The organism is Rhizobium sp. A37_96, from assembly GCF_053521765.1.
This window is the reverse complement of record NZ_JBNWDS010000002.1, coordinates 281,521-302,746: the sequence shown is the minus strand read 5'-3', so window position 1 is coordinate 302,746 and position 21,226 is coordinate 281,521. Positions and strand designations below refer to the sequence as shown.

24 protein-coding genes are annotated in these 21,226 nt (G+C 60.9%); 13 read left to right on the top strand and 11 right to left on the bottom strand.

Annotated features, from left to right (window positions below; genetic code table 11):
* Nucleotides 1-35 precede the first annotated feature (35 nt).
* The 3 genes from lspA to ACQZ6J_RS07925 are packed head-to-tail and all read right to left on the bottom strand — an operon-like array spanning nt 36 to nt 2,539.
* A complete protein-coding gene (lspA, locus tag ACQZ6J_RS07935; protein WP_449083222.1) occupies nt 36-554 on the bottom strand; it encodes a signal peptidase II in 519 nt (172 codons plus the stop codon).
* 9 nt (nt 555-563) lie between these two features.
* Nucleotides 564-1,415 (bottom strand): TrmH family RNA methyltransferase, encoded by an 852-nt coding sequence (locus tag ACQZ6J_RS07930; RefSeq protein WP_449083220.1) that lies wholly within the window; start codon nt 1,413-1,415, stop codon nt 564-566.
* Entirely contained in the window at nt 1,412-2,539 is a 1,128-nt protein-coding gene (locus ACQZ6J_RS07925; RefSeq protein WP_449084151.1) for a class I SAM-dependent methyltransferase, read from the bottom strand. The genes ACQZ6J_RS07930 and ACQZ6J_RS07925 overlap by 4 nt, the downstream gene beginning before the upstream one ends.
* A gap of 115 nt (nt 2,540-2,654) precedes the next feature.
* On the opposite strand from ACQZ6J_RS07925, the gene ACQZ6J_RS07920 reads away from it, so the two are divergent.
* Nucleotides 2,655-3,107 (top strand): SRPBCC family protein, encoded by a 453-nt coding sequence (locus ACQZ6J_RS07920; protein WP_163984879.1) that lies wholly within the window; start codon nt 2,655-2,657, stop codon nt 3,105-3,107.
* 35 nt (nt 3,108-3,142) lie between these two features.
* A complete protein-coding gene (locus ACQZ6J_RS07915; protein ID WP_449083218.1) occupies nt 3,143-3,601 on the top strand; it encodes an N-acetyltransferase family protein in 459 nt (152 codons plus the stop codon).
* On the opposite strand, the gene ACQZ6J_RS07910 is transcribed toward ACQZ6J_RS07915, so the two are convergent.
* The 3 genes from ACQZ6J_RS07910 to sppA all read right to left on the bottom strand — a co-directional run bounded on the left by ACQZ6J_RS07910 (nt 3,593) and on the right by sppA (nt 5,381).
* Nucleotides 3,593-3,925: a LapA family protein gene (locus ACQZ6J_RS07910; protein ID WP_449083216.1), complete on the bottom strand. Its 333-nt coding sequence runs from the start codon at nt 3,923-3,925 to the stop codon at nt 3,593-3,595. The genes ACQZ6J_RS07915 and ACQZ6J_RS07910 overlap by 9 nt on opposite strands.
* A 167-nt stretch (nt 3,926-4,092) precedes the next feature.
* Nucleotides 4,093-4,398, bottom strand: a complete 306-nt coding sequence (locus tag ACQZ6J_RS07905) for an integration host factor subunit beta (RefSeq protein ID WP_004120746.1) — start codon at nt 4,396-4,398, stop codon at nt 4,093-4,095.
* Between the two features lie 26 nt (nt 4,399-4,424).
* On the bottom strand, nt 4,425-5,381 hold the full coding sequence (gene sppA / locus ACQZ6J_RS07900; protein WP_449083213.1) for a signal peptide peptidase SppA: 957 nt from the start codon (nt 5,379-5,381) through the stop codon (nt 4,425-4,427).
* A 324-nt stretch (nt 5,382-5,705) separates the two neighbouring features.
* On the opposite strand from sppA, the gene lptC reads away from it, so the two are divergent.
* The 6 genes from lptC to ptsN all read left to right on the top strand — a co-directional run bounded on the left by lptC (nt 5,706) and on the right by ptsN (nt 11,000).
* On the top strand, nt 5,706-6,392 hold the full coding sequence (gene lptC, locus ACQZ6J_RS07895) for an LPS export ABC transporter periplasmic protein LptC (RefSeq protein ID WP_163984883.1): 687 nt from the start codon (nt 5,706-5,708) through the stop codon (nt 6,390-6,392).
* On the top strand, nt 6,389-7,042 hold the full coding sequence (locus ACQZ6J_RS07890; protein ID WP_449083211.1) for an LptA/OstA family protein: 654 nt from the start codon (nt 6,389-6,391) through the stop codon (nt 7,040-7,042). The genes lptC and ACQZ6J_RS07890 overlap by 4 nt, the downstream gene beginning before the upstream one ends.
* A 46-nt stretch (nt 7,043-7,088) precedes the next feature.
* Nucleotides 7,089-7,868 (top strand): LPS export ABC transporter ATP-binding protein, encoded by a 780-nt coding sequence (lptB, locus tag ACQZ6J_RS07885; RefSeq protein ID WP_163985167.1) that lies wholly within the window; start codon nt 7,089-7,091, stop codon nt 7,866-7,868.
* Between the two features lie 193 nt (nt 7,869-8,061).
* Nucleotides 8,062-9,621, top strand: a complete 1,560-nt coding sequence (gene rpoN, locus ACQZ6J_RS07880) for an RNA polymerase factor sigma-54 (RefSeq protein WP_449083209.1) — start codon at nt 8,062-8,064, stop codon at nt 9,619-9,621.
* A gap of 250 nt (nt 9,622-9,871) precedes the next feature.
* Entirely contained in the window at nt 9,872-10,447 is a 576-nt protein-coding gene (hpf, locus tag ACQZ6J_RS07875) for a ribosome hibernation-promoting factor, HPF/YfiA family (RefSeq protein WP_163984886.1), read from the top strand.
* A gap of 88 nt (nt 10,448-10,535) precedes the next feature.
* The gene (ptsN, locus tag ACQZ6J_RS07870; RefSeq protein WP_015338601.1) at nt 10,536-11,000 is read left to right on the top strand and encodes a PTS IIA-like nitrogen regulatory protein PtsN; all 465 of its coding nucleotides are present in this window, start codon (nt 10,536-10,538) and stop codon (nt 10,998-11,000) included.
* A gap of 167 nt (nt 11,001-11,167) precedes the next feature.
* Here the strand turns inward: ptsN and grpE are convergent, their stop codons facing one another.
* Both grpE and hrcA read right to left on the bottom strand, forming a co-directional pair.
* Nucleotides 11,168-11,809 carry a nucleotide exchange factor GrpE gene (gene grpE, locus ACQZ6J_RS07865; RefSeq protein ID WP_449083206.1) on the bottom strand — a complete coding sequence of 214 codons (642 nt, stop codon included), beginning with the start codon at nt 11,807-11,809 and terminating at the stop codon, nt 11,168-11,170.
* A 144-nt stretch (nt 11,810-11,953) separates the two neighbouring features.
* Entirely contained in the window at nt 11,954-13,042 is a 1,089-nt protein-coding gene (hrcA, locus tag ACQZ6J_RS07860; protein ID WP_163984888.1) for a heat-inducible transcriptional repressor HrcA, read from the bottom strand.
* 172 nt (nt 13,043-13,214) lie between these two features.
* On the opposite strand from hrcA, the gene rph reads away from it, so the two are divergent.
* The 4 genes from rph to hemW are packed head-to-tail and all read left to right on the top strand — an operon-like array spanning nt 13,215 to nt 16,228.
* Nucleotides 13,215-13,931 (top strand): ribonuclease PH, encoded by a 717-nt coding sequence (gene rph, locus ACQZ6J_RS07855; RefSeq protein WP_163984889.1) that lies wholly within the window; start codon nt 13,215-13,217, stop codon nt 13,929-13,931.
* 12 nt (nt 13,932-13,943) lie between these two features.
* Nucleotides 13,944-14,360 (top strand): VOC family protein, encoded by a 417-nt coding sequence (locus ACQZ6J_RS07850; RefSeq protein ID WP_449083203.1) that lies wholly within the window; start codon nt 13,944-13,946, stop codon nt 14,358-14,360.
* An 11-nt stretch (nt 14,361-14,371) separates the two neighbouring features.
* On the top strand, nt 14,372-15,016 hold the full coding sequence (gene rdgB, locus ACQZ6J_RS07845; RefSeq protein WP_449083201.1) for an RdgB/HAM1 family non-canonical purine NTP pyrophosphatase: 645 nt from the start codon (nt 14,372-14,374) through the stop codon (nt 15,014-15,016).
* A 36-nt stretch (nt 15,017-15,052) separates the two neighbouring features.
* Entirely contained in the window at nt 15,053-16,228 is a 1,176-nt protein-coding gene (gene hemW / locus ACQZ6J_RS07840; RefSeq protein WP_449084150.1) for a radical SAM family heme chaperone HemW, read from the top strand.
* Nucleotides 16,229-16,242: 14 nt separating this feature from the next.
* Here the strand turns inward: hemW and ACQZ6J_RS07835 are convergent, their stop codons facing one another.
* Entirely contained in the window at nt 16,243-17,166 is a 924-nt protein-coding gene (locus ACQZ6J_RS07835) for a DMT family transporter (protein ID WP_449083199.1), read from the bottom strand.
* Between the two features lie 156 nt (nt 17,167-17,322).
* Between ACQZ6J_RS07835 and gcvA the strand changes: the two genes are divergently transcribed.
* Nucleotides 17,323-18,219 (top strand): transcriptional regulator GcvA, encoded by an 897-nt coding sequence (gene gcvA, locus ACQZ6J_RS07830; RefSeq protein WP_449083197.1) that lies wholly within the window; start codon nt 17,323-17,325, stop codon nt 18,217-18,219.
* Nucleotides 18,220-18,354: 135 nt separating this feature from the next.
* Here the strand turns inward: gcvA and dnaA are convergent, their stop codons facing one another.
* Together dnaA and rpsT are read right to left on the bottom strand one after the other, a co-directional pair.
* Nucleotides 18,355-19,905 (bottom strand): chromosomal replication initiator protein DnaA, encoded by a 1,551-nt coding sequence (gene dnaA, locus ACQZ6J_RS07825; protein WP_163984893.1) that lies wholly within the window; start codon nt 19,903-19,905, stop codon nt 18,355-18,357.
* An 874-nt stretch (nt 19,906-20,779) separates the two neighbouring features.
* Complete coding sequence (rpsT, locus tag ACQZ6J_RS07820) at nt 20,780-21,055, bottom strand: 30S ribosomal protein S20 (RefSeq protein ID WP_163984894.1); 276 nt, start codon at nt 21,053-21,055, stop codon at nt 20,780-20,782.
* Between the last annotated feature and the right edge of the window lie 171 nt (nt 21,056-21,226).

Here is a 21,226-nt window from a genome sequence, read left to right as displayed (position 1 = left end):
AACCTTCCCGATGCCTTCAGGGATTCGCTAGAATTTTAAGCTTTTGCCTTTTTCGGCATCAGAAGCTCGTCGAGAATGACGCAGCCCGCCCCGATGGTGATAAAGCTGTCGGCAAGGTTGAACACCGCAAACGACCACGTCTGCGTGTGGAAGAGGACATAGTCGATCACATGCCCGTAGAGAAAGCGGTCGAGCAGGTTGCCGAGCGCGCCGGCAATGATCAGGGCAAAGCCCGTATGCGCAAGCCAGCGATGACCGGGCGTGCGTCGCCACAGCCACAGCACGAAAGCGACGATGATGAGCCGCATGCCGACGATGAACCAGCCGTCCATTCCGGACAGCATCGAGAACGCCACGCCGAGATTATAGGTGCGATAGAGCGCCAGCATCGGAACGACCGGCACCATTTCCTGCAGCGGCAGCCAGTGATCCACCATGATCTTGATGGCCTGGTCGAGAATGACGGCGACCACGATGAAGATCAGGATCGGCAGGGGCCGTGAAAACAGGGCCGGCTTTGCAGTCGGCTGGCCGTGGGTCTCGCTTTCGGTCATCGGGTCTCGCTAGGTAAGTGTCAGGATATGGCGGCGGGCCTCGAACAGCATGACTGCCGTCGCCACCGCCAGATTGAGGCTATCGGCGCGGCCGGCCTGCGGAATGCGGGCAAGCGCATCGGCCTCTTTCGCCAGGGCATCCGGCAGGCCGGACTGCTCGTTGCCCATCAGCAGCACGACGGGCTTCTTCTTGTAGTCGATGGTGCGGTAGTCAACGGCGCCGGCGAGGTGGGTGGCGACGACGCTGACACCCGCCGACTTCTTCCAGCCGACAAACTCCTCCTGCGTCGCCTTGACGACAGGCACTGCGAAGACCGAACCCATGGTGGCGCGCACGGTTTCCAGCGAAAACGGATCGGTCGTCTCACCGACGAGGATGACGCCGGAAGCGCCCGCCGCATCGGCGGTGCGGATGATGGTGCCGAGATTGCCTGGATCGCGCACGCGGTCGAGCGCCACCCAGGTCTCGCCCGCCTTCGGCTTGACATCCCTAAGCGGCCGCCAGCGCTGTTCGAAGACGCCGACCACCATCTGCGGATTGTCGCGGCGGGTGATCGAGCCGATCACCTTTTCGCTGACCTCCAGCACCAGCCCACCGGCGGCGACCGTTTTCGCGGCGACCTGCTCGACCAGGGGCTTGCCCTTTGCGGCCTTGGCATAGACCAGCGTGCGGATCGTCCAGCCGAGCTCCAGCGCGTCGATGACCAGCTTCAGCCCTTCGGCCAGGAAAGCGCCGCTTTCCTCGCGGGACTTCTTGACCGTCAGCGCCTTGATGTCCTTGACGATCGGATTGGCAAGCGAGGTGACCTCCTTGACCTGTCCGACCTTGCGCGGGCCGTCGTTACGGAAATCCTGGTTCATTTCGGCACCCAGCGGCTGAAGAGAGAGGTGGAAAGCGCCCTGCCCGGCGTGCGGCCGTCGAGGCCGGCTTCGCGGATAACCAGTTCGCCGGATTCGACGACGCCGCCGGCACCGCGCATGGTCTCGCGCATCAGCTCATGGATCGAATAGAAGCTGGCGCGGATCGAATAGGCCGTCAGCACCAGGCCAAGTGCCTTGGGCGACAGGATCTCGCGGCAGATATCGAGCATCAGCGGCAGGTGTTCGAACAGATGCCAGACCTCGCCATTCGGGCCGCGGCCGAACTTCGGCGGATCGGTCAGGATAATATCGTATTTGCTGCCGCGGCGCTCCTCGCGCAGGATGAACTTCATCGCATCCTCGCAGATCCAGCGGATCGGCAGCTTTTCCATGCGACCCAGGGCCTGGTTTTCGCGCGCCCAGCCGATCGCCTTCTTGGAGGCGTCGACATGGGTCACTTCCGCGCCGGCTGCGGCGGCCACCAGCGAAGCGACGCCGGTATAGCCGAAGAGGTTCAGGACCTTCAGCGGGCGTTTCGCCGCCTCGACCTGTTCCTTCATCCATGCCCAATGCACGATCTGCTCGGGGAAGACGCCGACATGACGGAACGCGGTGAAGCGGCCAAGGAAATCGACGCCGAGCAATTGCAGCGGCCAGGTCTCGCCGAGCGCCTCGCGCGGAAAGCGCCAGCGGCCCATGCCATCCTCGTCCGTATCGCCGGTGAAGATCGCTTCGGCATTGTCCCAGACATGCGAGGGCAGCGTCGGCGGCCACAGCGCCTGCGCTTCCGGCCGGACGATGCGATAGGGTCCATACTGCTCGAGCTTCAGCCCGTTGCCGCTATCGATCAAGTGAAAGTCCCCGGCGCCCAGCGACTCGAGGATGACCGGCACGCGCTCAGCCGGCCGCTCGCCGCTGCGCACGGTCAGCGGGCGCTCGGGTGCGGCAGGTGCAGGCGCGGCCGCACGCGGCTCGGCAACGCGCTCGCTTTGATCGCGCGAAGGCTTGGCTGGCCTTGAGGCATGCGCGGGCTTTGCCGGCGGCTTGCCGGGCATGTCACGCCGGGGTTTTGCCCCGAGACCGCCCGCGGTTTTCTGGCCGGGCCGGCTTTCCCTATGTTTCACCATGCTTGTCTCGAAATTGATATGTGCGTGCAAATAGCATCTGGCCGCCACTTGGCAAAGCGCTTTCCGATCTGCGATGATCCATGCATAAAATGTCACATTGGGAGGATTGCGCATGGACATGACCGGCGAAGAGCGGATCGCGGCACCCAGGGACGCAGTGTGGGCCGCGCTGAACAATCCTGAAATCCTCAAGCAATGCATCCCCGGCTGTCAAAGCCTGGAGAGAGTATCCCCGACGGAGCTGACCGCGACCGTGAAGCTGAAGATCGGGCCGGTCTCGGCCTCCTTCAACGGCGAGGTCACGCTTTCCAACATCAACGCGCCGGAAAGCTATACGATCTCCGGCGAGGGAAAAGGCGGCATCGCCGGCTTTGCCAAGGGCGGCGCCGACGTCGTGCTGAAGGAAGACGGCAACGAGACGATCCTGCAATACGAAGCCAAGGCGCAAGTGGGCGGCAAGATCGCGCAGCTCGGTTCGCGGCTGGTCGATTCCAGCGCCAAGAAGCTCGCGCAACAGTTTTTTGCCGATTTCACCGCCGCGATAAACGGTCAGGCCAGCGCCTGATTGCCGCGGACATGTCGGCACCCATATAATTGGTCATGATAACGAAATCCGAGACCTGGGCCATCCGGCCGGCACGCGAGCAGGACAGACACAATCTTGCGGAGATCTATCTCCGTGTCCGCCGAGAGACATTCCTATGGGTCGATCCCAGCCGCTTCAGCTTTGAAGACTTCGAGGTTCACACCAATGGCGAACGTCTGTTCGTTTGCGAAAACGGGCATGGCGCGGTTGCGGGTTTCGCGGCGATCTGGGAGCCGGACGACTTCATCCATATGCTCTATATCCTGCCAGCCTTCCAGGGGCGCGGTGCCGGCAAAGCCCTGCTTGCCGCCCTGCCGGGTTGGCCAACGCGCCGCTACCGGCTGAAATGCCTGGTCAAGAACACGCGCGCCATGGCGTTCTATCGAACGCTTGGCTTCGAGGTGATCGGCGACGGCGCCTCGCCCGAGGGCGACTACAAGGAAATGCTGCTCAACGCTCAGCGCTCATCGTGACGGAAGCTGCCCGGCAATCTGTTCGGCGCGCGTGCGGTGTTTGTCCGCCTCGGCCTGCCAGCGAACCGCCTCCAGCGACTGGCTGCGGGCGCGCTTGCGATGCTTTCCCTGACTGAACCATGTGACGGCAGCGCCCACCAGCATGCCGAGGATGAGCGCCACGAACAGCAGCACGAACAGAGGCGCATGCAGCGACAGCACCTGGTCGTCCGGCCGGAACGGATTGAGGGCCAGCGTGACGGATTGCCGGTTGGCAACGCAGAATATGATCAGGACGATGCCGATCGGCAGCAATATCAGCAGATTGACGATCTTCTTGGCCATTGCGCAGCTCCTTCATTCGCGGACATGCGTCTTCGCACCCAAGCCGCCTTCAGCCGCAGAATAGAAAAGAGGCGGCTGAATTCAAGTGCCACCGCGTCGCGGCACAATCATGTCCGACGGCATCCCGTCGCGGCATTTTCGGAAAAAGGACGGCTCGATCAGGCCGATCAGTTGTCGTCTTCCTCGTCGCCTGCGCCCGGATTCAGGCGCTCGCGAAGCTCCTTGCCCGTCTTGAAGAAGGGCACCCACTTTTCCTCGACGAAGACCGTATCGCCGGTGCGCGGATTGCGACCGGAGCGCGAAGGCCGGTTCTTGACGGAGAACGCGCCGAAGCCGCGAAGTTCAACCCGGTTTCCGGCGGCAAGCGCATCGGTGATCTCATCGAGGACAGCGTTGACGATATTTTCGACGTCACGGTGATAGAGATGCGGGTTGCGGGCGGCGACAATCTGCACCAATTCCGACTTGATCACGGCTATCCCCTTAAATCATTGATTTATCAATTGGCTGCACCCTGCCAAACAGAAAGCAGGCCGTCAAGAAACAACTTATCGGTCATGATTTTCTGGAGACTCGCTCCTTTTATAAAATCATCATAACCGAAACGATTTAGCAACCAGGAAGCAGCACCCGGCCAAAAGAAGGATGAGGTTTTGTCCTGCGGCTTCCAGTCGACGATCGGCAGATCCTTCTTGACCTTTCGCGTTTCGAGATAGGCGAGAATTTCATCTTCGCCGCCAAGCGTATCGATCAGCTTGTTCTGAAGCGCCTGACGGCCGGTGAAGATGCTGCCGTCGGCGAGCTTCAACACCTCGTCGCGCGGCAGCTTGCGGCGATCCGCCACCAGATCGACAAACCAGGCATAGCTGTCCATGACCATATTGCGGATCATGTTCTTGGCGTCTTCGCTCGCCGGATGAAAGGGCGAGGGTTCGGCCTTCAGCGGCGCCGATTTGATCTCGTCGAGCGAAACGCCGACCTTGTCGAGCAGATCCTTGACCTGCGGATACTGGAAGATGACGCCGATCGACCCCGTGATGGAGGTATCGCCCGCAACGATATTGTCGCCGGCCGCGGCGATCATGTAGCCGGCCGAGGCAGCGACGGTGCGGATGTCCGATACCACGGGCTTCTTGGCCGCGACGGCTCGGATCGCCTTGAAGATGCGCTCGCCACCATAGGTCGTCCCGCCCGTCGACGAGATGGAAACGATCAATGCCTTGACCTGGTCATTGTCGCGGATCTTCTTCAACCGCTCCAGAAGTTCCGGATCATCCTGGATGAGTCCGGAAATCGTGACGCGCGCAATTTGCGGACCTCGCGCATCCGGCAGGTCGGCCGCGATGAAGCGGTAGAGCGCAAAACCGAGCGCCACAAGGAGCAAAACGGCAACAATACGCCAGAAACCAAGCTTTCGGCGCATTTGTCGCCGGTCCGCGATTGCAGAACTGTCCATCACGCCTTATTTCTCCCTGCAACAAACCGAATGCGCAACAAATCGGAAGATGACATCTTGAAACTGGCACAAATCATAGAGAAAAGCTCTTCCCGTTTTCGATGTCCTCGGCGTGACACCGCGCTGCCGGTTCATCAGATAGGACATCGCCAGTCCCGATGAAACCGGCTTATGCCATATTTTTCTGCCAAAATTCCTGAGCCGCAGAAAAAAATCCATATTGGCAAGCCAGTGCAATAATGCGAAACGATCCGACAGGCTTTTTGGCACAGCCTCGCATAGCGTGAATGCGGTTCTCCGGATCATGAAAGACGGACCTGTTGCATGCTGAATACGATCGAGACTCCCGGCGAGGCAATCCGCTCGGTGCCGGAACGGAATATATACAAAGAAGCGACCTTTCATTCAGCCCGCGTGAAGCGGCTGAAGGTGCTGCTGCCGCTTGCCGCCTTCATCGTCTCGCTCATCTTTATCGCTGTCTCGGTCGTGCGTGCCTATCTGCCCGAGGAAATACAGATCGAGGGTGCCAAGATCGAGGACGGCAAGGTGGTCATGGAGCGCCCTGCCATTGCCGGCCGCAACAAGGAAGGCATCAATTACTCCCTTCTCGCCGAAAAGGCGCTGCAGGACATCAAGAACCCGAACATGATCACGCTCAAGACCATCAAGGCATCCATGCCTGTGAATACCGACGTGATCGCCCACGTAACGGCCCAGAGCGCGGATTTCGATCGCCAGGCCGATACGCTCAAGCTCACCGAGCCCTTCACCATCCAGATGGACAACGGCCTGCGCGCCGAGTTCAAGACCGCCTTCCTCGACGTGAAGAAGGGCGACCTTTCCAGCCAGGATCAGGTTGCAATCTATCGAGGTGGCATGTCGGTTGTTGCGCGTTCACTCAAGATGACGGATAAGGGGAGCGTAATCGAATTCGACGGGGAGGTGCGGATGCATATCGAGCCTTCCGCAATCCATAATTCAGCTAGCCAACAAAAGCCGGGCGGTTCATGATAAAGTATTGGTCAAATTCAATTTTCCACTCCGGCGCGCGCAAGGCCGGCCTTCTCTGTGCTTTCAGCGCACTCGCCTTCTTCGCGGCAGCGGATGCAGGCGCGCAATCGACGACCAGCTCCATGCCTGGCCTTGCCCTGTCCAGCGATCAGCCGATCCAGATCGAAAGCGACAAGCTCGAAATCCACGATCAGGAAAGCCAGGCAGTGTTCACCGGCAACGTCAAGGTGGTCCAGGGGACTACGACGATGCAGGCGGGAAAGATGACTGTCTTCTATAAGAAGAAGCAGCCAGCCGACGCAAAGCAGGCCGACAATCCGGTCGCCAAGGCCGCCAAGGAGCAGAACCAGTCGCTGGTGTCGGGCGATGCCAACATCGACCACATTCTGGTCACCGACAAGGTTTATCTGGTGTCCGGCACACAGACGGCGACAGCCGAGGACGGCTCCTTCGACATGGCCAACCAGCTTGCGATCCTCAAGGGCAAGAAGGTCGTTCTGACCGATGGACCGAACGTCTTCACGGGCTGCCAGCTCACCGTGCACATGGCAACGGGCGAAGCGCAGCTGGACTCCTGTGGCGGTCGCGTCCAGATCCAGCTCGATCCGAAGTCGCAGCAAGTGCAGCAACAACAACAAAAGAAGAATTGATACCGGCCCCCTCGTGACGACATCGACCACCTCCACTTTGCCCGGCATGCCCGGGCCGTCTTCCACGGCATCGGGCGCACCGGCCACGGATAAGACACGCTATAAGGGCACCCTGATCGCGCGCGGTCTCACCAAGACCTACGGCAGGCGGCGCGTCGTCAACGGCGTTTCGCTGGTGGTGCGGCGCGGCGAAGCGGTGGGCTTGCTCGGGCCGAACGGCGCGGGCAAGACAACCTGTTTCTACATGATCACCGGGCTGGTGCCCGTCGATGAAGGCACGATCGAGATCGACGGCAACAATGTCACGACGATGCCGATGTACCGCCGCGCGCGGCTCGGCGTCGGCTATCTGCCGCAGGAAGCCTCGATCTTCCGCGGCCTGACGGTGGAAGAAAACATCCGCGCCGTGCTCGAAGTCCATGAAAAGGACAAGACCAAGCGGGAGCGCAAGATCGACGAATTGCTGGAGGAATTCCACATTCGCAATCTGCGCACCGTGCCGGCGATCGCGCTCTCGGGCGGCGAGCGGCGGCGTCTCGAAATCGCCCGCGCGCTGGCGACCGACCCGACCTTCATGCTGCTCGACGAACCCTTCGCGGGCGTCGACCCGATCTCGGTCGCCGACATTCAGAACCTCGTGCATCACCTGACGGCACGCGGCATCGGCGTGCTGATCACGGACCACAATGTTCGCGAGACGCTCGGCCTCATCGACCGCGCCTACATCATCCACGCGGGCGAGGTGCTGACCCACGGGCGGGCGAACGATATCGTCAGCAATCCCGAAGTACGCAAGCTGTATCTGGGCGACAATTTCAGCCTCTGACAGGCTGAAATTCCAGTGCCTTGCCTGCCAATATTACCGGATGCCGGGCCAGGCCCGAATTCTACTTTTGCTTCACAGTTCCGCTTGACCAAATCCGATAAAAAAGCAATTTTTGGGCCAGTTGGAATTTCGCGAAGATTTTATGGATTAGAAGCGCGGATTCCCGAGGTTCAAGGGGAGTCCCGCGTCCGCCATGGCATTATCGGCCAATCTTTTCCTGCGCCAAAGCCAGAGCCTGGTGATGACACCGCAACTGATGCAATCCATCCAGTTGCTGCAGATGACCCATTTTGAACTCACGCAATTCATCGCACAGGAAGTCGAGAAGAACCCGCTGCTGGAATTTGCGTCAAATGACGACGATATAGGCAGCAACGGCGATCGCGACACAAGGGACGAACGCTTCGAAGCCCCGGAAGAGACGCATGGCGACGACGGCTCCGAACGCAATGCCGGAGATCTGGCGAGCGACTGGTACGAAAGCGACAATACCGGCAACGCCAATCGACTGAGCGACGAGCTCGATACCAATTTCAGCGACGTCTTTCCCGATGACGGCAGCCCGCAGCGCGCCGATGCGCCCGAACTGCTGAGCCAGTGGAAATCCATGCCCGGCGGCGAAGCCGGCGAGAGCTACGATCTGGACGATTTCGTCGCCGGCCAGGTATCGCTGCGCGATCATCTCAACGAGCAGATTCCCTTCTCGCTTACCGCGTTGGGCGACCGGCTGATCGGCCAGCACCTCGTCGACCAGCTCGACGATGCCGGCTACCTGCGCTCCGACCTGAACGAGACCGCCGAGCGTCTCGGCACGACTTTGGCGGATGTGGAACGCGTGCTGGATACCTTGCAGCAGCTCGACCCGGCCGGCGTCTTCGCCCGCTCTCTCAGCGAGTGCCTGGCGATCCAGCTCCGGCAGAAAGACCGGTTCGACCCGGCCATGGAGCGACTGATCCAGAACCTGGAGCTGCTCGGGCGGCGCGATTTCGCGACGCTGAAGCGGCTCTGCGGCGTCGACGAAGAGGATCTGCTCGACATGATGGCGGAAATCCGCCAGCTCAATCCCAAGCCGGGCAGCGGCTTCGAGACCGACATATCCGAGGCCATCATGCCCGATATCGTTGTGCGCCCGTCTTCGGACGGGAGCTGGCTTGTGGAGCTCAATCCCGATGCGTTGCCGCGCGTGCTCGTCAGCCAGTCCTATTTCGCGTCCGTTTCCAAGACCAGCCAGGACCATGCCTTCCTGTCGGAGTGCCTGCAGAACGCCAACTGGCTGACCCGCAGCCTGGACCAGCGCGCCAAGACCATCATGAAGGTGGCAAGCGAGATCGTACGCCAGCAGGATGCGTTCCTGGTGCACGGGGTCGATCATCTGCGCCCGCTCAACCTGAAAACCGTGGCGGACGCCATCAAGATGCACGAGTCCACGGTCAGCCGCGTGACCTCCAACAAGTACATGCTGACGCCGCGCGGCCTGTTCGAGCTCAAATATTTCTTCACCGTTTCGATCAGCGCGGTCGAAGGCGGCGACGGCCATTCTGCGGAAGCCGTGCGCCACAGGATCCGCCTGCTGATCTCGAATGAGAGCCCGGATGCGGTGCTCTCCGACGACGATATCGTCGATACGCTGAAGAAGGGCGGCATCGAGCTTGCTCGCCGCACGGTTGCAAAATACCGCGAGGCCATGAACATCCCCTCCTCCGTGCAGCGGCGGCGGGAGAAGCGCGCCCTGGCCAAAGTCTCCGGCTTCTGACGGTCGTCCATTTTCAACCGCAGGCTGCCGAACTCCTAACAGTCCGTTAAGACGCAGTTGACTTTCCCATGTGGCAAGGCTAGAAGCCCGCCGCAATCGCTGCAGGACAGCACGACCATGAAACTTATCCCCACCATCCAAAAGGCGGTCCATATACGCAATTTGCCTTTGACTGCGCGAAGTGCTTGGATGAGCTTGAGGCTTGGCGTAAACTGATACGCGCAATAACCACTACAAGAAGGGAAACTCCATGAGTGTGCGTGTCTCCGGTAAACATATGGAAATTGGTGACTCCTTCCGCCAGCGGATTGAAGACCAGATCGGTATGGCCGTGACGAAATACTTCGACGGGGGGTATTCGGGCCAGGTGATTGTGCAGAAATCCAGCTCGCGTTTCGCGGCCGATTGCAAGCTTCATCTCGACAGTGGCGTGGTGTTGCATGCCGCCGGGGAAGCCATGGACCCGCAGCTTGCTTTCGACGCGGCATCCGAACGCATCGAAAAGCGCCTGCGCCGCTACAAGCGCAAACTCAAGGACCATCAAGCCGGCAATCACACGAATGGCCACGCCGAAGTCGCCTACACCGTCATGGATGGTGTTCCCGATGACGAAGACGAGGTTCCTGCCGATTTCGCACCGGCAATCGTCGCCGAGAGCACGAAGCAATTGAAGACCATGTCGGTTGCGACTGCCGTCATGGCGCTCGACATGACCGACGAGCCGCTGCTGCTCTTCCGCAGCCCGGGCAAAGACCACTTGAACATCGTCTACCGTCGTCAGGACGGTAACATTGGCTGGATCGACGCGGCCAATATCAAAGGCTGAGAATAGAAGATAAGCGGCGGCTGCGCCCAGTGGCGGCCGGCCGCCGCTTGCTCGTCATCGGTTCTCGGCGACACGAAGGATAAAGAGAATGGCATTGGCAGATTTGCTACAGCAAGATGCGATCATCCCCGCCTTGAAGGCAAATTCCAAAAAACAACTGCTTCAGGAGCTGGCCGCCAAAGCCTCCAAACTGACTGGACTGCCGGAGCGAGAAATCTTCGATGTCGTATTGCAGCGCGAGCGCCTGGGCTCGACCGGCGTCGGCAACGGCATAGCCATTCCGCACGGCAAACTCGCCAGCATCAAGTCCATCGCCGGCATTTTCGCGCGCCTTGAAGCGCCTGTCGATTTCGAAGCCCTGGACGATCAGCCTGTCGATCTCGTCTTCTTGCTGCTCGCGCCCGAGGGCGCCGGCGCTGACCACCTGAAGGCGTTGTCGCGTATTGCCCGCGTTCTGCGCGACCAGGATCTGGTCGCCAAACTGCGCGCCACAGATTCCGCCTCCGCCATTTACGCGTTCCTCAATGAGGAACAGGCATCCAACGCCGCCTGACGAATTGGATCGCATCGGACCAAGGCAAAAATAAGAGCCGGATGATCTGACATCATCCGGCTCTTTTCTTTTGCTGCGACAGCGGTTCAGCTCTTCATGGAATTCCCGAACCGCCGCATTTCTTTGTCTTTGCCCATTCCGGACGAAAAGATCATCAGGACGAAAGATCAGGCGTCCTTTTCGTCGAGCGGGCTGTTGACGCCCTGCTCGGCATTTTCGACGATCTTCGGTCCACCCTTGGCAACGCCGACCATGGCCGGCCGCAGGACGCGGTCGCCGATGACGAAACCGGCCTGGACGACCTGGACGACCGTGTTGTTCGGCACATCGGGATTGGGCACTTCGAACATGGCCTGGTGGAAATTGGGATCGAACTTCTGCCCGACCGGCTCGAGCTGGCGCACGCCATGGCGCTCCAGGGCCGAGAGCATGGAACGCTCGGTCATCTCGACGCCTTCGATCAGCGTCTTCAGGCCGGCATCGGCATTGGCGAGCGCGTCGGCCGGAATGGCATCCAGCGTCCGGCGCAGGTTGTCTGCCACCGAGAGCATGTCGCGGGCGAAGCTTGCCACGGAATAGGACTTGGCATCCTTCACATCGCGCTCCGTGCGGCGGCGAAGGTTGTCCATCTCGGCGGCGAGGCGAAGATAGCGATCGCGCAGTTCGCCGTTCTCGGCCTTCAGCAGCTCAACCGGATCAGGCTGAGACGGCTCGGCCGTATCAATGGTTTCCGCTGCGTCCTGTGCGAAATCCGCCGAGATGTCGGCCGCCGTGGCGTCAGGTCCGTTTTTTGTTGTTTCGTCGGTCATGACGGTCTCCGAATTGCTTGGTCTTTGGATGTGCCCGATATCGAGGTTTGGCCGGAAAAAATCAAGGCTTTGTCGACAAGAACGGCCAATTCCCGGCATTTCGCAGCTATCGCCATCATCGTCACGCGAATTTGCCCATGCGCGTCACAGCCCTGGCCGCGACAGGCGCGAAATCAGCTGCGCCGTATAGTCGACCATGGGCACGATGCGCGCATAGTTCAGCCGCGTCGGGCCGATGACGCCGACGGCCCCGACGATGCGATCGTTTTCGTCACGATAGGGCGCAACGATGAGCGAAGACCCGGACAGCGAGAAGAGCTTGTTCTCCGACCCGATGAAGATGCGCACGCCCGGGCCGCTTTCAGCGAGATTGAGGATCTCGATGAGGCTGTCCTTCTTCTCGAGGTCGTCGAAGAGCAGGCGCAGGCGATCCAGATCCTCGGCGCCGGCGATTTCGGCCAGGAGGTTGGAGTGGCCGCGCACGATCAGCTGTGTCGGCTTGCCGTCGTCATTGCCGCCGGACCAGACGGCCACACCGCGCTCGACCAGCTCATGAGAAAGACTATCCAGCTCCTGGCGCACGCTTTCCTTGAGGGTCTGCAGCTGTCGCCGCAGTTCCGGCAGCGTCTGCCCGGTCATGTGGGCGTTGAGAAAGTTGGCGGCCTCCGTCAGCTGCGACGACGTCGTGCCGGCCGGCAACTCGATGATGCGGTTTTCGACCTGATCGTGATCGCCAACGAGCACGGCAAGCGCCTTTGTGGGCTCCAGGCGAATGAATTCCACATGCTTCAGCACCGGGTCGTTCTTGGACGTGATCACCAGGCCCGCGCCGCGCGAAACGCCCGACAGCACGCGGCTCGCCTCCGACATCATCGATTCCATCGGCTGGTCGCGATTGCTGCCGCGCACCTGCCGGTCGATGTTGGCCCGATCCTCGGCGGAGAGATCGCCGACCTGCATGAAGGCATCGACGAAAAAGCGCAGACCCACCTGGGTCGGCAATCGGCCGGCGCTCACATGGGGAGAATAGATCAGCCCAAGCTCCTCGAGATCGCTCATGACATTGCGCACCGAGGCCGGCGACAAGGACATGGGCAGCAGGCGTGAGAGATTGCGCGAACCGAGGGGCTCGCCATTTTCGAGATAGCCTTCGACGATGCGGCGGAAAACTTCCTTGGAGCGCTCGTCCAATGCAGCAATGACATCCGAAACCGACGACGTCGTGAATACCATTTCGCTGTCAAATCCATTCCGTTGAGCCTTGGCGAAAATATAATCATTCAGTTAGCAATGGCAAAAGGGAAAAATGCCGGCATCGCCCCACCGGCGTCCCGCAGCCTGCTTTTCCTTTGCAAAACCGGCCTGTGGGTCGTAGAAGCGGTCAACGAACTTTCAGGAGAGTGGAATGCGGCCTTCAGGCAGAAAAACCGACCAGATGCGCAAGGTGTCGTTCGAGCGTAATTTTTCCAAGCATGCGGAAGGCTCGTGCCTGGTCAAGTTCGGCGATACGCATGTGCTCTGCACGGCAAGCCTGGAAGACAAGACCCCGCCGTGGCTGCGCAACAGCGGCAAGGGCTGGGTCACGGCCGAATACGGCATGTTGCCGCGCGCGACCGGCGAGCGCATGAAGCGCGAAGCAGCCGCCGGCAAGCAGGGCGGCCGCACGCAGGAAATCCAGCGCCTCATCGGCCGGTCGCTGCGCGCCGTCGTCGATCTCAAGGAGCTGGGCGAGCGGCAGATCACCGTCGACTGCGACGTCATCCAGGCCGATGGCGGCACGCGCACGGCCTCGATCACCGGTGGCTGGATTGCGCTCTACGATTGCCTGAAGTGGATGGAAAGCCGCAACATGGTCAAGGTCGACCGCGTGCTGAAGGACCATATCGCCGCCATTTCCTGCGGCATCTTCGCCAGCCAGCCGGTCATCGACCTCGACTATATCGAGGATTCCTCGGCCGAAACCGACGCCAACTTCGTCATGACGGGCAAGGGCGGCATCGTCGAGATTCAGGGGACGGCCGAGGGCGCTCCCTTCAGCGAAGAGGAATTCGCCACGCTCCTGGGCCTCGCCAAGAACGGCATTGCCGAACTGGTGGATTTGCAGAAGCAGGCCATCGCCTGAGGATATCGTGCAATGGCTGATCCGGCCCTCGCAAGCGTACTGGAAACCGCTCTCTATGCGGACGATCTCGATGCGGTCGAGGCCTTTTATGGGGGCATTCTCGGATTGCAGAAGATCTCGCGCGGCGGCAATCGCCACGTTTTCTATCGCTGCGGGCCGGGCGTGCTTTTGATCTTCAATAGCGAGGAAACCGCCAAGCCGCACGAACCGGGCGCCCTGCCGGTGCCTCCCCATGGGACGAAGGGCCACGGTCACGTCTGCTTTCGCATCGATAATAACGACATCGAAGCCATGGCGCAGAAGCTGAAGGCCGCCGGTGTCGATATTGAAGCCGATTTTCATTGGCCGAACGGCGGCCGCTCGATCTATTTTCGCGATCCGGCCGGCAACAGCCTGGAATGCGCCGAACCCCGCATCTGGGGCCTATGACAGGACAGCACATGCGCAAGCTCGATACCAAGACCATCGTCGTCGCCAGCCACAACGCCGGCAAGATCCGTGAAATACAGGATCTGATCGGTCCCCTTGGCTTCGTGGCAAAGTCGGCCGCCGACCTCAATTTCATCGAACCGGACGAGACCGGCACCACCTTCGAGGAAAATGCCACGATCAAGGCGCTGGCCTCCGCACACGCATCCGGCCTGCCGGCGCTTTCGGACGATTCCGGCCTGGTGATCGATGCGCTCGGCGGCGATCCCGGCGTCTATACGGCCAACTGGGCTGAAACGCCCGACGGCACGCGCGACTTCGCTATGGCCATGCAGAAGGTCGAGACCGCCCTGGAAAAGGCCGGCGCCACCTCACCGGAAAGCCGCACGGCACGCTTCGTCAGCGTACTTTGCCTTGCATGGCCGGATGGGCATACGGAACTTTTCCGAGGCGAGGTCGAAGGCGCTGTCGTCTGGCCGCCGCGCGGCGACCAAGGCTTCGGCTACGATCCCGTCTTCCAGCCCAAGGGATACGAGACCACCTTCGGCGAAATGAGCGCCGAGCAGAAGCATGGCTGGAAGCCCGGCGATCAACAGGCGCTCTCGCATCGCGCTCGCGCCTTCAAGATCTTTGTCGAAACCTGCCTGGAGGCATAAGCTAACCCCGTGGAAGTCGTCGATACGCAGGACCTGATGCGCGGGGCGCAATTGCTGCCCGATACCGGAGAACCCGGTTTCGGGGTCTATGTGCATTGGCCTTTCTGCGCGGCCAAGTGTCCCTATTGCGATTTCAACAGCCACGTCCGCCATCAGCCGGTCGATCAGGAGCGTTTCGCCGCCGCCTTTCTGAAAGAAATGGCAACGATGCGGATGATCAGCGGCCCGAAGACGGTAACCAGCGTCTTCCTCGGCGGCGGCACGCCTTCGCTGATGAAGCCGGAAACGGTGGGCGCTGTCCTCGACGGCATTGCCAGGACCTGGCATGTGCCCGACGGCATCGAGATCACCATGGAAGCCAATCCGTCGAGCGTCGAGGCGGAGCGCTTTCGCGGCTATCGCGCCGCCGGCGTCAATCGCGTATCCATGGGCGTGCAGGCGCTGAACGACCGCGACCTGAAATTCCTCGGACGCCTGCACAATGTCGACGATGCGCTGAAGGCGATCAGGCTGGCGCGCGAGATCTTCCCGCGCATGTCCTTCGATCTCATCTATGCCCGCCCGAACCAGACCGTCGAGGAATGGGAGCGCGAGCTGAGGCAAGCGATCTCCTATGCGGTCGATCATCTCTCGCTCTATCAGCTGACGATCGAGGAAGGCACGCCTTTCTACGGCCTTCATAAGGCCGGCAAGCTGATCGTGCCCGATGGAGACCAATCGGCGCTGCTCTACGAAGCCACGCAGGAAATCACCGAGCGCGAGGGCATGCCGGCCTACGAGGTCTCCAACCACGCGCGCCCCGGCGCCGAGAGCCGGCACAACCTCACCTACTGGCGCTATGGCGACTATGCCGGGATCGGCCCCGGCGCCCATGGTCGCTTGACGCGCGGCCCGCAGAAGCTGGCGACGGCCACCGAACGCAAGCCGGAGAGCTGGCTCGAGATAGTCGAGCGCGACGGGCACGGCATGGTCGACCAGGAAATGCTCGGCTTCGACGAGCAGGCGGATGAATTGCTGCTGATGGGCCTGCGGCTGCGGGAGGGCGTGGATCTCGCCCGCTGGCAGCAGCTTTCCGGCCGCGACCCCGATCCGCAACGCGAGGCCTTTTTACTGGAACACGGTTTCATCGAGCGAATCGGCAATTCCCGCCTGCGCTGCACGCCGGCGGGAATGCTGGTTCTCGATTCCGTCGTTGCGGATCTCGCCTGTTGAGCTGACCCGGCGCGCTATTGCGCCGCGACCCGCCGCTTCCCCAAGGCGAGCAACCGGCCGTCGATGGCGGCAAGACCAACTGCAATCAGTGCCATGCCGATGAAATGCTTCGGCTGCAGGCTCTCGCCGAGAACGAGCGCGCCGAGCAGGATCGCGCTGACGGGAATGAGGAACGTCACCAGCATCAGGTTGGTGGCGCCGGCGGTGGCGAGGATGCGGAAGAACAGCACGTAGGCGATGGCGGTCGACAGGATTGCCAGGCCCGCCAGCGCCATCCAGGTCTCGCTCGAGGGCATTGCCAGCGTCCAGGGCCGATCGACAAAGAGCGCGATCGGCAGGAGCAATATGGCCGAGCCAGTTACCTGACCGGCGGCGGGAATGATGGGCGCCAGCCCCATGCGGCGGAAGCGACGGCCAAATATGCCCGCCAGCGAATAGCTGAAGGCGGCGCCCAGCACGGCGAGCTGCGCCAGCACATTGGAGCCGAGGCTTGCCAGCACCGATGGGCCGATCATCAGGGCCACTCCGGCGAAGCCGACGATAACGCCGATCAGGCGATTGCCGGTCATCTTCTCATCCTCGGTCAGGAAATGGGCGACGACGACGGCAAAGAGCGGCGTGGTGGCATTGAGGATGGAGGCAAGACCGCTGGCAATATGGGTCTGGCCCCAGACGATCAGCAGAAACGGAATAACATTGTTGAGAAAGCCCATGCCGAAGAAAGCAAGCCAGGTCTGACGATCTCTCGGCATGGAGTGCCCGGTTGCGCGCACGATGATGTGCAGGGCGACGGCGGCAAGCGCGACGCGCGCGGTGACGATGGTAAAGGGCGGGAGTTCGCGCACCAGTATGCCGTTGAACAGGAAGGAGCCGCCCCACAGAATGGAGAGGCCCACCAACATGCTCCATTCGACTGCGCCCATGGATTTTTGCGACATACGATCATCTCCAGCAGTTTGCCGATTGAGTTTTGCTTATCGAAGGCGTGGCGCAACATCATTGCCAACCATCCGAATTACTGTAATATTCTCGCAATATCGAGGCTTGGACAAACGAGTCTTTCTCGGATCACGCTTTAGATAAACTCAATCATCATGGATCAGCTGCCTTCTCTCTCAGCGCTCCGCGCCTTCGAAGCCTCGGCCCGGCATCTCAGCATGACGCTGGCCGGAAACGAACTGCATGTGACCCCTGGCGCCATCAGCCTGCAGATCCGCGACCTCGAAAGCGCGCTCGGCGTTCGCCTTTTCGAGCGGCGGCCCCGCAGCCTTGCGCTGACTGCCGATGGAGCCGAATATTTTGCGACGATGCGAACGGCTTTCCGGCTCATTCGCGAGGCGACGGCGGCTTTGGTGATGCGCTCGAAAGATACGGTGTTGACCGTGACGTGTACCGCCGGCTTCGCCACGCACTGGCTGGTGCCGCGATTGCGACGCTTCGAGGAGGCGCATCCGGATATCGACCTGCGCATCAGCGCTTCCCATCGCGTAATGGATTTCCAGCGGGATGGAATAGACATCGCCATCCGCCACGGCCTCGGCGGCTACGAGGGGCTGGCGAGCGAAAAGCTGCTCGACGACGAATATGTGCCGATCTGCACGCCGGAAATGGCTGTTTCACTTGGTCCCTCCCCCGCAGTCGACGATCTCGCCGCCCTGACCCTCATCCACGACGTCTATCGGCGGGACTGGGAGCTCTGGCTGCAGGCTGCAGGCGCGACGCGGGTGGATGCCACGCATGGGCCGGTCTTCACCGACGGCATGGGCGCCTATCACGCCATGAAGGCGGGGCTCGGCATTGCCCTGATGCGCCGATCCTTCGTCGAGCAGGAACTGGCGGACCGCACGCTCATCGCACCCTTCCCGATCGGGCTTGCAAGCGCGTTTGCCTATCACCTCGTCTACCCGTCGGGCGCCTTGGAAAGGCCGGCGATCGCGGCCTTGCGCGCCTGGCTGTTAACCGAGGTGTCCCGCACAACGCCGCCCACGTAGATCGGCCCGTACTCTCAGAGAAAACAGCAACGACGGATCGATTGCGGGAAGCTCGCAGCATCCGCCGAAGGAGAACGCACAAAAGAAACGGCCGGCGATTAAGCCGGCCGTGGAACATATGGCTGGTGGCGCGACCTACTCGTTGATGAGGCGCTTCAGCAGCTCGATCTCGTGCGACAGCTTGCTGTCGCCGGAAACCAGTTCCTCGATCTTGCGCACCGCATGCAGGACGGTCGTGTGGTCGCGACCGCCGAAACGACGGCCGATTTCCGGGAAGGAACGCGGCGTCAGGGTCTTCGACAGATACATGGCGATCTGACGCGGCTTGACGATGACGCGGGTGCGGCGGTTCGAGACCAGTTCCTGGCGCGAAACATTGTAGTGGCGCGCCACGATGCGCTGGATGTCTTCGATGCGGACGCGACGCGGCTCGCCGGAGCCGACCAGATGGGCAAGCAATTCATCGACCCGCTCGACCGTCAGGTTCGGCTCGAAGGAGCGACGGAAGATAAGCTGGTTGAAGGCTCCTTCCAGCTCGCGTCCGCTTGCCGTCACGTTGCGAGCGACATGCGAGAGGATCTCGGCCGGAATTTCCAGCGACGGATCGTCCTGGCGGGCAGCGTCCAGACGGCGCTTGAGGATTTCAAGGCGCATTTCATAGTCGGGGGCCTCGACCTCGATCGCCACACCACCCTGCAGGCGCGAACGCACGCGCGGGTCGAGCGATTCCAGCTCCCACGGAGCCCGATCTGCCGCGACGACGACCTGCTTGGCGCTGTCGAGCAGCATGTTCAGCAGATGGCAGAACTCATGCTGGATCATCTTGCCCTGCAGGAACTGCATGTCGTCGATGATGAGCAGGTCGATGTTGCGCAGCGAGTCCTTGAGCGTCAGCGCATCATTGTCGCGGATCGCGGTGGCGAAGCGCCACATGAAATACTCCGCCGTCAGATAGACGACACGCAGGCCGCGCGGGTTCTGCACGGCTGCATTGGCGATCGCCTGCAGAAGGTGGGTCTTGCCGAGACCGACGGTCGCATGGACGAAGAGCGGATTGAAACGCACGGCGCCGGTGCCGGCTTCGGCAATGGTCTTTGCCGCCGCCAGGCCGACACGGTTCGAGCTGCCTTCGACGAAGGTATCGAAGGTGAAGCGGGAATCGAGCGGAGAGCCGAAGAGCGGCGTACCGCCCGTCGACGGACGCGCGGCCGCAGCCGCACTCACGGCCTGGGCGATCGCCTGACCCGCGGGCTGCGCGGCAGGACGGCGGATCGGCGCGACAGCCGCCTGATCCGGCACCACGGGCCGCTCGTCGGTGGATGGCTTCGCGCCCTGCCGGGTCGCGGTGCGCACCAGAATTTCAACTTTCAGAATCTCGGCGTCCTCGGCCTGGAACAGGCCGGTGATCAAATCGAGATAGCGATTGTTGATCCAGGATTTCAGAAAGGTCGTCGGCACCGTGAGACGAACGACGCTCTTGGATACCGAATGAAGCTTGAGCCGTGCAAACCAGCTGGCGTAGACATCGGGGCCAACCTGGGCCTTCAAGCGCGCGCTAACGCGCTCGAAAAGATTATTTTGCGCCACGTCAGCCTTTTCCCCCGCCGCTTCTACGCAAACCGCACTGAACGCCTGCGCATTGTCCCCATTCTCCAACGCACCCGTCGTCCTCGTATGTATCTGCATATAATGCCGCCTTCCGCAGTCTCTTATGGAGCGGGGCAGCATTGCGCCACCGCCCTTAGGTTCTTCGCCATAGCATGACAATCGCGCCCGTTGTCCCAAGCCGCGCCGCATACCGGTTCATCAGCCACGCCCGGCCAACGGGCTTTACAGAAACACTATGGCGAAAACCGCTCTTCAAAGCAGTCTTCGTCCTGGCATCTGCAACTGGAGCAGTAGTCGGCCCTCGTATTCCGACTGGCTGCCCCGATGGCTGTCAATTTTTCTCCCCTCCCCGCAGCCACGCCATTGGCTTAGGCTGCAAAGGACAGACAAGCTTCCTCGCTCCGCAAGCGTTGCCGCTTTCGGGTTTAACTCGTCAACTGTTTGAAAAAACGGAGCTGAACTGCTCCGCCACAAGAGGCAAAACCACCCACGCCGTCTTGAGTGACGGTGTTTTGCCGAAGCCGTTTAAGGTGAGATCCGCGCCCCTTGTTGAAATGCATTTAGGCAGGATCGAGGGCAGATATCAACGATGAATTTTACACAAAATTAAGAGGCGGCCATTGACTCCGGAGGCCGTTTTTGACTGTCACACGGCCTTCAAAAAAGAATCGCTTTTGAATCAAAGAGATTCCCGTCGAACGCGATTCCCACAGCTTTCAAAACAAAAAAAATAAAAAAACCCTTGACTCAGTTGTGAGCCGGCAATGCGTCTCGCAGATAACCAACCGCTGAGATATCCTGTCGTAACCCGTTGTTTTTATACATATATTTCTGTCACTTCATTGACATGATCGATCGGCCATTTTTGGTAATGCGGCAATTTTTTGGCAGAATCCAAAAAGCCCGGCACAAGGCCGGGCTTAAGAGTAACGACTAAATCGTTAATAGAAAATTATGCGGTCGGGGCCGAAAGGGCCTTCACACGCTTGGCAAGGCGCGAAACCTTGCGGGAAGCGGTGTTGGCGTGAAGCACGCCCTTGGTCGCTGCACGGGCCAGTTCCGGCTGTGCGGCGAGGAAAGCTGCCTTTGCAAGATCCGCATTACCCGATGCGATGGCTTCTTCGACCTGACGGACGAAAGTGCGAACGCGCGAGCGACGAGCCTTGTTGACTTCGGTGCGGCGGACGATCTTGCGGGTCGCTTTTTTCGCCGAGGTAGTATTGGCCATGTATGCCTCTCTTAGAATTCGAACATAACTCCGCTTTTGCAGCGCGGGCCCTGCGGCCACTTCATCCAGCAATGCGGGAGCAATTGCGGAAAACCAGAGCGGCTTTCCAAACTGTGGCGGGCATATAACCGGAATGAGCCGCGGCGTCAACGCGGATTCTCTCCAAGCCCG